Source organism: Azospirillum brasilense (assembly GCF_003349955.1).
GTDB lineage: Bacteria > Pseudomonadota > Alphaproteobacteria > Azospirillales > Azospirillaceae > Azospirillum > Azospirillum brasilense_B.
Map to the genome: position 1 here is coordinate 1 of NZ_QLKQ01000126.1, position 11,780 is coordinate 11,780.

Annotated in this window: 11 protein-coding genes and 1 tRNA gene; 3 read left to right on the plus strand and 9 right to left on the minus strand. The window is 66.6% G+C overall.

Going from position 1 to position 11,780, the window contains the following annotated elements:
- The first annotated feature begins 103 nt into the window (after window positions 1-103).
- Both DXK32_RS30595 and DXK32_RS30600 read left to right on the plus strand, forming a co-directional pair.
- Complete coding sequence (locus tag DXK32_RS30595; protein ID WP_247877421.1) at window positions 104-613, plus strand: TRAP transporter small permease; 510 nt, start codon at window positions 104-106, stop codon at window positions 611-613.
- The gene (locus tag DXK32_RS30600) at window positions 613-1,896 is read left to right on the plus strand and encodes a TRAP transporter large permease (protein WP_114861950.1); all 1,284 of its coding nucleotides are present in this window, start codon (window positions 613-615) and stop codon (window positions 1,894-1,896) included. The genes DXK32_RS30595 and DXK32_RS30600 overlap by 1 nt, the downstream gene beginning before the upstream one ends.
- 3 nt (window positions 1,897-1,899) lie before the next feature.
- Here the strand turns inward: DXK32_RS30600 and DXK32_RS30605 are convergent, their stop codons facing one another.
- The 4 genes from DXK32_RS30605 to DXK32_RS32470 all read right to left on the minus strand — a co-directional run bounded on the left by DXK32_RS30605 (window position 1,900) and on the right by DXK32_RS32470 (window position 6,270).
- The gene (locus DXK32_RS30605) at window positions 1,900-2,814 is read right to left on the minus strand and encodes a DMT family transporter (protein WP_114861951.1); all 915 of its coding nucleotides are present in this window, start codon (window positions 2,812-2,814) and stop codon (window positions 1,900-1,902) included.
- A 46-nt stretch (window positions 2,815-2,860) separates the two neighbouring features.
- The gene (locus tag DXK32_RS30610; protein ID WP_114861952.1) at window positions 2,861-3,274 is read right to left on the minus strand and encodes a hypothetical protein; all 414 of its coding nucleotides are present in this window, start codon (window positions 3,272-3,274) and stop codon (window positions 2,861-2,863) included.
- Between the two features lie 169 nt (window positions 3,275-3,443).
- Window positions 3,444-5,006, minus strand: a complete 1,563-nt coding sequence (locus tag DXK32_RS30615; RefSeq protein WP_162801423.1) for a glycosyltransferase — start codon at window positions 5,004-5,006, stop codon at window positions 3,444-3,446.
- A gap of 250 nt (window positions 5,007-5,256) precedes the next feature.
- Window positions 5,257-6,270 carry a hypothetical protein gene (locus tag DXK32_RS32470; RefSeq protein WP_162801424.1) on the minus strand — a complete coding sequence of 338 codons (1,014 nt, stop codon included), beginning with the start codon at window positions 6,268-6,270 and terminating at the stop codon, window positions 5,257-5,259.
- A gap of 429 nt (window positions 6,271-6,699) precedes the next feature.
- Here DXK32_RS32470 and DXK32_RS32475 point away from each other — a divergent pair, with 429 nt between their 5' ends.
- Entirely contained in the window at window positions 6,700-7,089 is a 390-nt protein-coding gene (locus tag DXK32_RS32475) for a hypothetical protein (RefSeq protein ID WP_162801425.1), read from the plus strand.
- A gap of 137 nt (window positions 7,090-7,226) precedes the next feature.
- On the opposite strand, the gene DXK32_RS30620 is transcribed toward DXK32_RS32475, so the two are convergent.
- From DXK32_RS30620 to argJ, 5 genes are all read right to left on the minus strand, one after another.
- Window positions 7,227-7,301 (minus strand) — tRNA-Thr (locus tag DXK32_RS30620).
- A gap of 81 nt (window positions 7,302-7,382) precedes the next feature.
- Window positions 7,383-9,311 carry a DNA helicase RecQ gene (gene recQ / locus DXK32_RS30625; RefSeq protein ID WP_114861954.1) on the minus strand — a complete coding sequence of 643 codons (1,929 nt, stop codon included), beginning with the start codon at window positions 9,309-9,311 and terminating at the stop codon, window positions 7,383-7,385.
- A 208-nt stretch (window positions 9,312-9,519) separates the two neighbouring features.
- Complete coding sequence (locus DXK32_RS30630; RefSeq protein ID WP_114861955.1) at window positions 9,520-9,963, minus strand: (deoxy)nucleoside triphosphate pyrophosphohydrolase; 444 nt, start codon at window positions 9,961-9,963, stop codon at window positions 9,520-9,522.
- Window positions 9,963-10,496 carry a GNAT family N-acetyltransferase gene (locus DXK32_RS30635; protein WP_114861956.1) on the minus strand — a complete coding sequence of 178 codons (534 nt, stop codon included), beginning with the start codon at window positions 10,494-10,496 and terminating at the stop codon, window positions 9,963-9,965. Before DXK32_RS30635 ends, DXK32_RS30630 begins: the two co-directional genes overlap by 1 nt.
- Before the next feature lie 28 nt (window positions 10,497-10,524).
- Window positions 10,525-11,763, minus strand: coding sequence for a bifunctional glutamate N-acetyltransferase/amino-acid acetyltransferase ArgJ (argJ, locus tag DXK32_RS30640; protein WP_114861957.1), 1,239 nt, complete (start codon window positions 11,761-11,763; stop codon window positions 10,525-10,527).
- Window positions 11,764-11,780 lie beyond the last annotated feature (17 nt).

Genomic DNA, 11,780 nt, shown 5'->3' on the forward strand with positions numbered 1-11,780 from the left:
GCCGCAGGGGAGGGAAATTCGCCCTCCCCTGCGACAGCGGGGGAGGGAGGGACCCGCGAAGCGGGAGGGTGGGGGCAACCGGTTCCCAATTCGAGATTTCCCGATGAACAACGATCTGCTGGAAGCCGGCATGGCGACGGAGCAGCCCAAGACGCGGGTGCCGGTGACGCTGGAGCGTTCGCTGGCCGCTCTGTCCATGGCCGCCCTGTGCCTCGTCACCTTCGCCAACGTCGTGACTCGCTACCTGACCGACGTGTCCCTGGCCTTCACCGAGGAATATTCGATCTTCCTGCTGGTGGTCATGACGCTGTTCGGGTCCGCCGTCGCCGCCGCCGCCGACCGGCACATCCGCATCACCTTCATCGCCGACAAGCTGCCGCCGTCCCTGCGCAGGGTGACGGAGCTGGTGGCCTGGACGGCGGCGCTCGCCATGTTCGGCCTGCTGGTCTGGTACGGTGGTCGCCTGACCTACGACCAGTGGCGGTTCGAGGAAACCTCGCCCGGTCTGGGCAACCCGCAGTGGCTCTACACGGCCTGGCTTCCGCTGCTGTCGGCGGTCGTCGCCCTGCGCGTGATCGGGCGCCTGATCCGCACGGCGAAGGGGACCGCCTGATGGCCTTGACGATTCTGTTCGGCGGCTTCCTGCTGCTGCTGGTGATCGGCGCGCCGCTGGCGGTGGCCCTGGGGCTGGCGGGGTCGCTGGCGATCCTGGACGCGCAGCTCGGCATCCTGTCGGTTCCGACCAACGTCTACGCTGGCATCGCCAAGTACCCGCTGCTGGCCATCCCGGTCTTCATCCTGGCCGGCCTGATCTTCGAGCGGGCGGGCGTCGCCAAGCAGCTCGTCACCTTCGCGTCCTCGATCGTGGGGGCGAAGAACGGCGGGCTGGCGGTGGTGGCGATCCTCGTCTGCATGGTGATGGGCGGCATCTCCGGCTCCGGCCCCGCCGACGCGGCGGCGGTCGCCACGGTGATGATCCCGTCCATGCACAAGGCCGGCTATCCCAAGGCCTTCTCGGCCAGCGTGATCGCGGCGGCGGCGGCGACGGCCATCCTGATCCCGCCCTCGGTCGCCTTCATCATCTACAGCGTCCTGGTCCCGCAGGCGTCGGTGCCGGCGCTGTTCGCGGCGGGGATGGTTCCCGGCATCCTGGCCGGCCTGTCGCTGCTGGCCCCGACGATCTGGCTGTCGCGCAAGCACGGCTTCGGCCTGAAGGACGCCGGGCCGCGCCCGCCCTTCTGGCGCAGCCTGCGGCAGGCGATCTGGGGTCTGCTGGCCCCGGTCATCATCCTGGGCGGGCTGCGCACCGGCGCCTTCACCCCGACCGAAGCGGCGGTGGTCGCCGTCTTCTACGGTCTGGCCGTCGGCGTCTTCGTCTACCGCAGCCTGACCTGGCGCGAGCTGTACGAAGTGCTGGCCGAGGCGGCGGAGATGTCCGCCGTGGTTCTGCTCATCATCGCGCTGTCCAGCGTCTTCGCCTGGGCGGGCAGCACCATGGGCGCCTTCGACCGGGTCGCCGCCATGGCGATCGAAGGAGTGGGCAGCGAGGTTCTCGTCCTGCTGCTGCTGAACGTGGCGCTGCTGGCGCTGGGGATGGTGCTGGACGCGGTGTCGATCTTCCTGATCCTGCTGCCGCTGCTGACCCCGATCATGACCGCCTTCCACTGGGACCCGGTGTGGTTCGGCGTGATGCTGACCATGAATCTCGCCATCGGCCAGTTCACCCCGCCCATGGCGGTGAACCTGATGGTGACCACGCGTGTGGCCGGCATCAGCATGGAATCGACCGTGCGCTGGGTGCTGTGGATGGTCGCGGCGATGCTCGGCGCGCTGGTCCTGGTGACCTTCGTGCCGGAGTTGGCGCTCTGGCTGCCCCGGAAGCTCGGCTACCTGTAGCCTTTATGCCTTGTTGCGGCGAGTGGCCAGCAGGATGCCCGCCGCGATCAGGCCGATGCCGGCGGCGTGGTAGAGGTGGGGTTGCTCGCCGAGGAACAGGATGGCGAGGACGCTTCCGAACACCGGCATCAGGTGGATGCACATTCCCGCCGTGTTGGCGCCGACCAGCGCCACGGCGCGGTTGAAGCAGAGATAGGCGGCGATCGACGGGAACAGCGCCACATAGGCGACCGCCCCCAGCGCCGTCGGGGTGATCGGCATGGGGTTCCCGCCGACGCTTTCCCACAGGTAGAAGGGCAGCAGCATCGCCGCCCCGCCCGCGAAGGTGACGGCGATGAAGCTGAGGCCATGCACCGCCGGGCGGCGGCGCAGCAGGGCGGTGTAGGCGGCGTAGCCGAGCACCGCCGCCAGCACCCACAAATCCCCGGCGGCGAGCTGCAGCCCGATCAGCACCGCCGGGTCGCCCCGCGCGATCAGCGTCAGGGCGCCGGCCAGCGACACGGCGATGCCCACCCCTTGCAACGGGGTCACCCGGTCGCCGAACAGGGCCAGGCTCATCAGCACGATCAGCACCGGCATGGACGACTGCATCATCACCGCGTTCAGCGCCGTGGTGGTGTGCAGCCCCACATAGAGGAAGGTGTTGAAGACGGCGATGCCCAGCGCCGACAGCAGCAGCACGACCGGCCACTGCTTGGCCAGCGCCCGCGCGTCGTGCCGCAGGTGCCGCCACGCGAAGGGCAGCACCAGCAGCATCCCCAGCGTCCAGCGCCAGAAGGCCAGCCCGACCGGCGGCACCTCGCCCGACACAGCGCGGCCCAGGACGGCGTTGCTGGACCAGAACAGCGGCGGCAACATCATCAGGAGCCAGGCCTGATCGAACAGGCGGCGACGGGCGGGGGTGGCGTTTTCGCTCACGGCTGGCGGCTCATCGGGCTGGACGCGTCAAGGCGGGGTCCGCGGCTCAGCCGCGGCGGCGCGGGGAGGCGAAGGGCGACAGGGGGCCGTCGCCGCGGGAACCCTCGCCACGGGGGCCGTCACCGCGCGGGCCGTCCGACCGGAAGCTCTCGCTGCGGGAGAAGCCCTCACGGCGCGGCCGGTCGCCGCGGGGACCGTCACCACGGGGACCATCACCACGAGGACCGCGCCCCTCGCCACGGGGACCGTCGCCGCGGCCTTCGCGCGGCGGCTTCGGCGGCTGGCGCATCTCCACCTCCAGCTCGGCGATGCGCTTGACCAGCGCTTCACGGATCGCCGGGGCCGCGTGGGACTTCAGGGTGGCGAGCTGCTCCTTCAACTGCTGGAGCTGAAGCTGCTTCTGCTCCCGCGTGCGCTTGATGGCGACGTTGTCGGAATGCTGGCCGTCGAAGGCGCGCATGAAAAGGTCCTCGTTGCAGAAAATAAGACACCCGCCGTGGCGTCCCAGCGGACGCCCGGTCGGGGAGCGCGGAATATTGGAAAGGCACCGGCGCCAAAGCAAGCCGGGAGTTTGCTCCGCCTGTGCGATAAAGCGGTTGACGGCGGCGGCCCGGATCAGGTCGCCCGGATCACGCCTCCAACGGACGCCGGTGGCGGAACAGCGCCGCCGCCTCGTCGAGATGGCGCGACAGGGCGGCGGCGGCTTCCTCCGGCCCGGCGCGCCGCGACCCTTGGACGCGGGCCTCCGCGGCGGCGGCGGCCAGGGCGGCGGGATCGGCGGCCAGGGGGGCCAGCTGCTCGACGAAAGCGCCATAGTCGGGATGGACGAAGCGCGGGCCGACGACGCTGGCGACGTCGCCGCCGGGAAGCGACAGCGGCACCGCCCCGGCGGCCAGGGCCTCGGCGGCGCTGGCGCCCCCGCCGGTCCGCCGCGGATTCACATAGGCGTCGCAGACCGCCAGCAGGGCGCCCATGTCCGACACATAGCCCAGGCACCGCAGCCGCCCGGCGTGGCGCGAGGCGGCCAGCCGCCGGGGCAGGGCGTCGGCGTGTCCGGCGAAGACGGCGACGGCGCGCGGCACGCGGTCGAACAGCGCCTCCAGCATGGCGAGGAAGGCGCCGTCCGCCTCATCGTCCAGCCGGTTGCCGACGACGGCGCAGACGAAGGCGTCGTCCTCTAGCCCGAAGGCGGCGCGCGATCCTTCTTTCCTTGGGGTGGCCCCGGCCAGCGAATGCAGGAAGCGGAAGGGCCGCCAGGAGCGGGCCAGCGGCCCTTGGTCGGGCGCCGCGCCGCCACCGAAATCCAGCACGATGTCGGCCAGCGACAGGGTGGCCCCGCTGGTGGTGGGGATGCACAGGGTGGGGCGCACCCCGGCCATCAGGTCGGCGACGACGCAGGACCCGCCGAGCGACAGCACCGCGTCGGGATCGACGGCCGCGATGGCCTCCAGGAACCAGGCGATCTTTCCGGGACTGACGCAGGGCTCGACCGAGGACAGCATCCGGTAGGCGCGCCCGTCCGCCTCGACCCTCTGATCGCCGGAGAAGGCGGGCTCCACCGACGCCGCGAAGGAGGGCACGAACAGGCTGTGCACCTCCGTCGGCATGATGTTGGTGTTGAGGATCACCACCTCCCGCCCGCAGCGGTCTTCCAGAAGGGCGGCGTAGGACAGCAGGTCCCGCGATGGCTGGTGGCGCAGCGAGAGGAACTGGTTGGTCACCAGCACGACCCGCCCTGTGTCCGCTCCCCCGGCCCGGCGGGCGGGTGGGATGATGGCCTGACGGCGGCGGATCTCGTCGAGGATGCGGCGGTAGAAGGGGAATTGCCGCTCTTCGAAGAAGCCGGGGCGGCTCGCCGGGGTCATGCGCATCAAAAAGAGCTGGCGCCCGATGCCGGCGTGGATGTGCAGCAGCCCCTCCAGCCCGGACTGCGCGATGTTGGCCTCCACCGCGTCGAGCAGCTCGTCGTAATAGCGCAGGTCGCCGGAGACGGCGGCCATGACCGACAGCAGCAGGACGGTGTCCGCTCCCCGCGCCAGCCGGGGCAACTCGCGCGCCGCCCGCGCCCGCTCGGCCTTGGGCCGGTCGAGAAAGGCCGCGCAGAGGGTTTCGATGGCCTTCAGGTCCTGCCCGCTCATTACGGGTCGGCGCAACGCGGCGGCGAGGTCGGTGAGGGGAGACGGTTGGGACATCGGCCGTGCTGGGAAAAGGGCGCGATGAGTCATGCCACATATGGAAAGGCCCCGGAAGGCGTTACCTTCCAGGGCCTTAGGGCGCGGCCGGCGCCACCGACGACGAAATTCGCGCTATTACAGGCCATAAAAGCAGAGCAGTGGTTGCGGTCTATGTAAGACCTGATGATCGAATGGCTTTGGCGGCTCAGAAGAAGCGAGAGCGCCAGAAAAGAAAGGGAAAACCTATAATGGGTTTATGAAAATAAGCTCAGATGTTCCAATTCCATACCCAAATACTAACCACTATGCTCAGGGCAGCCAACACAAACCAAGCAAGTGCCTGTAGGTACCTGTTAGTTGAATGAAAAAGTCGCAACGTTCTTCTAAATAGTGCGGGGGCTTTTGGGTCTCCGATAGATGTTATTGTGCTATAAGCAAAATAGAGCAGAGTAATTGCAAACACTGAATGAAATGGGTATGTAAGCATGAATTCGGCAATTTTCACTAAGTATGGGTGGGCTAATATTTCCCTTTCAGATTTTGCCAAACTAAGGAGCGCCACAAAGGCAAACACAGCTCCCAGCACACTTATCAGCAGGCCGCGCCTACCATCGCGCTTGCGAACATATTCAGCATAGCTAAGTTCAAGTGCTGACTTTGCTGCTGTTATGCTATCTTTTGTTTGGGTGCTATAATATGTGGGAAGGTCTTTGGATTTTACTTCACCCAACTCCTCTCTGCAAATCTTCTCAAACGTTTCAGCGTAGGCGATAACACCCATAGCATTTGCAAGGGTGTCGCTGTGAGGCGCACGCTTAAGGTCAATAACCTTCCGATACATAGAATAAAGTGTATTTAGTCTCCATGTAAAGTCGTCATCGTTTTTTTGGACGCGATGCAGATCCGAAATAGTGTCAGTTTTGGGGTCATGGTGTTGATGGCGGTGACCTATGTCGCGTAAGAAAAAGAACAACTGAGCAGCCATCAGGTGCATCATATGTGCTCTTGTAGGCTTATCTTTTGGCAGGGAGGGGGCGTTAGATGAAGTTTTGGGATCATCTGGGATGGCTATAGTTGTGCTGCCTGTGCGGGACAATGAGAATTGTGCATTAAAACTAGAAAGTGAGTAAATCCTCCTGATGGCTGCATCGTATTTTGCCTTTGCAAACCGGTCTAATGTCTCGGCAAGAGAATAATTGCGATACTGCCTGATGTGCGCCTGAAGCTCAGTCACTATATTAAGCGCATATCTCTCCCAAACTTCATCATTCTCGAAGATCAATAAATGGCCTTCCAAAAACTCTTGTGACCTATCTGTCCCATGGGATGTTCTAGAAATGCATACAAAATGAAAGTCGCCTTTCAATTTCAGCATAAGAGGTGAGAGAGCTGACTTGAATGGGAGAACAACATCAGATGCATTCCGTTTCTGATGGCAAACAATATAGCTATTTTTACCATCAGAGCGGTAAACTGAAACAGCCTTCGTTGGAAAGGATGTTTGTCCAAACGCCCGGAACGATAGACGGCCACTAACTGCCGGTATCCAACCTCGAAAACGATGTGAGTAAGCAGCAGTTTCCCTTCGGAAGATTTCGCCTTCCGAAGGGAGCGGAGCCTTGGGTGGAGTGGTTTGAGAGCTCAAGTCGTTATACGATTACGACCTTGCAGGCCGGAGGGATGCTGAAATGGCTTCCTCAGACAGCCGACCTTGCTCGACCCAGCTGTTGGTTCGACAATCAACAGCTATGCCTGCGGAAACTCGATAGTCACGAGCCCCGTCGAAAACGGTTTCGATCTCACCGCGCAGGGCTTTTCGAATACTTCCCGTACGATCCCGGTTGCGAGCATACTCATGGCCGTCGGCTCGAAGCAGCTTTATACCGAACGCGATGCAAGACACGGCAAAGCAGCCCAATACGAACAACACCAGCGCCTGGATCAGTTCTGGGAACATGGCATCCTCCCGAAAACGGCTCGGTTAAGCGGAGCTCTTAACGCGATATGGCACAGATCGGCACCGAAAGGAATGCGATATTCCTGCTCGGTGCAGCTGCAAGACGAAAAAAGCAACGATATTCCCCGTTGGCGCATCGCATGATTCGGAATGGAATCATGAGAAGGTTCTGTGTTCCCTGAGAGCCAACTCTGCTTTCTCGTTTCGATCACCCAAAAACCAACACAGGGCCCGATGACGGGCCCTGTGTGGGAAACCGATGGAAGCATCGGTGGGAAAACTGGTGCCGCAGCAGGGATTTGAACCCCGGACCTACTGATTACGAATCAGTTGCTCTACCCCTGAGCTACTGCGGCGCCGACGTCAGTGCGTCGTGGGCGCGGAAATTAACCGGGGGGGCGGACCGGCGCAAGCGCTTTTTTGGGAGATGGATAAAATTATCCTTTCTGGCGGATGACGTCCAAAAAGGGGTCGGCATAACGCTCCAGCTTGCGGGCGCCGACGCCGGGCAGGCGGGCGAAGGCGGCGCGGTCCGTCGGGCGCGTTGCGACCATCTCCAGCAGCGTGCTGTCGTGGAAGATCACGTAGGGCGGCACCCCCTGCGCGCGGGCCAGCTCGGTGCGGCAGTCCTTCAGCGCGTGCCACAGCGCGTCGTCGGCGGGCGACAGGGCGCCGCGCGCACCGGCCCGCGACACGCCCTCTCCCGACAGGCCGCCGGAGGGGGAGGAACCGCCGCGGGAGACGTGGCGGCGCAGCGCGTCATGGACGCCACGGCGCTTCTCCACCACCGGGTCCTTGCGCAGCTTCACCGTCTGCTGGCCCTTGATGACCGGGATGCCGGCGTCGGTCAGGCGGAAGCCGCCATAACCCTCCAGATCGACCGTCAGGTAGCCGGCGGCGACGAGCTGGCGGTAGACCGATTGCCATTCCGCCTTGGACAACTCCTTGCCGCAGCCGAAGGTCTTCAGCGCGTCGTGGGCCTGCTGCGCCACCTTCTCGGTGGAATTGCCCAGCAGTACGTCGATCAGGTGCCCGGCGCCGTAGCGCTGGCCGGTGCGGTAGACCGCCGACAGGGCCTTCTGCGCGGCGACGGTGCCGTCCCAGGTCTCGACCGGCTCCAGGCAGGTGTCGCAGTTGCCGCAGGGCGCCTCCAGCGTCTCGCCGAAATAGTTCAGCAGCACCTTGCGGCGGCAGGCCGAGGTTTCGCAGAAGCCGAGCAGCGCCTCCAGCTTGGAGCGCTCGACGCGGCGGTGGGAATCGCCGGCCTCCGACTGCTCCAGCATCTGGCGCAGGCCGACCACGTCGGCCATGCCGTAGCTCATCCAGGCGTCGGCGGGCAGGCCGTCGCGCCCGGCACGGCCGGTTTCCTGGTAATAGGCCTCCAGGCTCTTGGGCGGGTCGAGGTGGCAGACGAAGCGCACGTTCGGCTTGTCGATGCCCATGCCGAAGGCCACCGTCGCCACCATGACGATGCCCTCGCCCTTGATGAACAGGTCCTGGTTCGCCTCGCGCACCTCCGGCGGCAGGCCGGCGTGGTAGGGCAGCGCCTCCCGCCCCTGCTGGTTCAGCCAGTTGGCGGTGTCCTCCACCTTCGCCCGCGACATGCAATAGATGATGCCGGCGTCCTCGGGGTGGTTCTCCCGCAGGAAGGCCAGCATCTGCTGGCGCTCGCTCTTCTTCGGGACGACGCGGTAGGTGATGTTGGGCCGGTCGAAGCTGGACAGGAAGACGCGGGCCTCGGTCAGCCCCAGCTTGTCCTTGATCTCCGCGCGGGTCTGCGCATCCGCCGTGGCGGTCAGCGCGACGCGCGGCACGGTCGGGTGCCGCTCGTGCAGGATGGAGAGCTGGAGATATTCGGGCCGGAAGTCGTGGCCCCACTGGCTGACGCAATGCGCCTCGTCCAGCGCGAACAGGGCGAGCCTGGTGCGGTCCAGCAGGTCGAGGAAGCGCGGGGTGACCAGACGCTCCGGCGCCACATAGACGAGGTCGATCTCGCCGCGGACCATGGCCCGCTCCACCTCGCGCGCCTCGGCGGCGTCGAGGGAGGAGTTGAGGAAGGCCGCCCGCACGCCCAGCTCGCGCAGCGCCGTCACCTGGTCCCGCATCAGCGCGATCAGCGGCGACACCACCACCGTCACGCCGTCGCGCACCAGCGCCGGCACCTGGTAACACAGCGACTTGCCGCCGCCCGTGGGCATGAGGACGAGCGCGTCGCCGCCACGGATGACGTGGGCGATGATGTCGGCCTGCTGCCCGCGGAAGGCGGAATAGCCGAAGACCGACCGCAGCACCTCCAGGGCGGGGTTGCCGTCAGGGTCCTGGGCCGGCTCCGCCGGGGGGGCCTTGAAATTGAAGAGCGAGTCCACGCCGATGCGGTTCAGAAGCGGGTCCGTTTCTGGACGATTTGGAATCTGGTGTTCGGGTCAAAATCCGGTGGCCGGGATGCGATCACGAACCCAACGGCTATGATGTGGCACAGATCGCCCGATTCGTGAAGCCGCAATCCGGAAAGAGTATGGGGACAAGGGTGGCGCGTCGCGCGATGCGGGAGAAACCGTGGCCCTCTTCGGCCGGCTACAGCAGGTCGCGCAGCATCGCCACCAGCGGCACATCGGCGGGGGGCATGGGATAGTCGCCCATGCGGTTCGGGTAGACCCAGGCGAGCTTCTGCCCCTCCCGCGCCGTCACGTCGCCCTCCCAGACGCGGCAGACGAACAGCGGCATCAGCAGGTGGAATTTCTCGTAGCTGTGCGAGGCGAAGGTGAAGGGGGCGAGGCAGCTCGCCGCCGTGTCGATGCCCAGCTCCTCCTTCAGCTCGCGGACCAGCGCGGCTTCCGGGGTCTCGCCCGGGTCCACCTTGCCGCCGGGGAACTCCCACAGCCCGGCCAGCGACTTGCCGGGCGGGCGCTGGGCCAGCAGGACGCGGCCGTCGGCGTCCACCAGGGCGACCGCGACGACCAGCAGGGTCGGCAGGGAACCGGGGGCCGGGGTGGAGGAGGGGTCGAAGCAGGCCGGCATCACGCGGTCTCCGGGGTGAGGAACCGCCAGCGTCCGGCGGTCAGTTCGTAATGGTCGGCATCGTCATGGTCGCCATCGTCGAGCGGCGTGAAGCCGACCGTCTCCAGCAGGCGGCGGGAGCGGTGGTTGTCCGGCGCGATCCGCGCCCACAGGCGGGGCAGGCCCAGCGCGAAGGCGGCGGGGACGACGGCCCGCAGCATCTCCGCGCCATAGCCGATCCCCTGGTGCGGCCGGCCCAGCCAGTAGCCGACCTCGCCGTCCGCCAGGATCACGCCGATGCCGCCCACCGGCTGGCCATCGTCCCTACGGACCGCCAGCAGGTCGAGCGACGCGCGCTCCGCCCGGTTGCGGGCGGCCAGGGCGACCCAGGCTTGCCCGTCCTCCAGGCCGTAGGGATGAGGCACGCGGGCGAGCCAGCGCGCCACCTCCCACTCCCCGATCAGCCGCGCGAAACGCTCCACATCCTCCAGGCGGAAGGGGCGGAGCGTCAGCCGCGCCGTGTCGAGGCGGTCGGGCAGGGGCGCGCCGGTCATGACACCACGTCCGGTCTCGGCTCCGGCCTCAGCTCCGGTAGGAGCCGTTGATGTCGATGTAGCCGTGGGTCAGGTCGCAGGTCCAGACGCGGGACGTGCCGGTGCCGATTCCCAGGTCGATGTGCACGTCGATCTCCTGGCCCTTCATGTGGGCGGCGACCGGCGCCTCGTCGTAGCCCGGAACCTCCATGCCCTCGGCGCAAATCAGCGTGCCGCCGATGGTGATCTTGATGAGATCGCGGTCGGCCCGCTCGCCGGCCCGCCCGATGGCGGCGACGATGCGGCCCCAATTGGCGTCCTCGCCGGCCAGCGCGGTCTTGACCAGCGGGGAGTTGGCGACGGTGAGCGCGATGCGCTTGGCCGCCACGTCGTTCTCGGCGCCGACCAGCGTGATCGAGACGAACTTGGTCGCCCCCTCGCCGTCGCGCACGATCTGCAGCGCGAGGTCGAGCATCACCTCCTCCAGCGCCTTGCGGAACGCGGCCAGCTCCGGCGCGTTGGCGTCGGTCACCGGAGCGTTGCCGGCCTTGCCGGTTGCGAACAGCAGCAGCGTGTCGCTGGTCGAGGTGTCGCCGTCGACCGTGATGGCGTTGAAGCTGCGCTCGGTGAACTCCGACAGCATGGCCTGCAGCGCCGGGGCGGCGATGGCCGCGTCGGTGAAGAGGAAGCCCAGCATCGTCGCCATGTCCGGGGCGATCATGCCGGAGCCCTTGGCGAAGCCGCTGATCGTCACCGTCGTCCCGCCGATGGCGACCTGACGGGTCGAGCCCTTGGCGAAGGTGTCGGTGGTCATGATGGCCCGCGCACCGGCCTCCAGCGCCGCCGAGTCGTCCTTCAGCGCCGGGACCATGCCCGGCAGGACCTTGGCGATGGCGTCGGCGGCCAGCGGGATGCCGATCACGCCGGTGGAGGCGACGTAGACCTCGTCGGTGGCGCAGCCGGCGATCTTCGCCGCGGCCTCGACCGTCGCCTGGACGGTGGCGTCGCCGGCCTTGCCGGTGAAGGCGTTGGCGTTGCCGGCGTTGACCACGACCGCGCGGGCCGAGCCGCGGGGCAGGCTGTCGCGGCACCAGATCACCGGGGCGGAGCAGGTCAGCGACTTGGTCAGCACGCCGGCCACCGTCGTGCCCTCGTCCAGCACGGCCAGCATCAGGTCGTCGCGGCCCTTGTATCGGATGCCGCTGTTGGCGGTGGCGATGCGCACGCCCGCCACGGGCGGGAGCGTCGGGAAGCCGGCGGGTGCCAAGGGGGAGACGGTCGTGGCCATGGGGGCGGGCTCGTGGG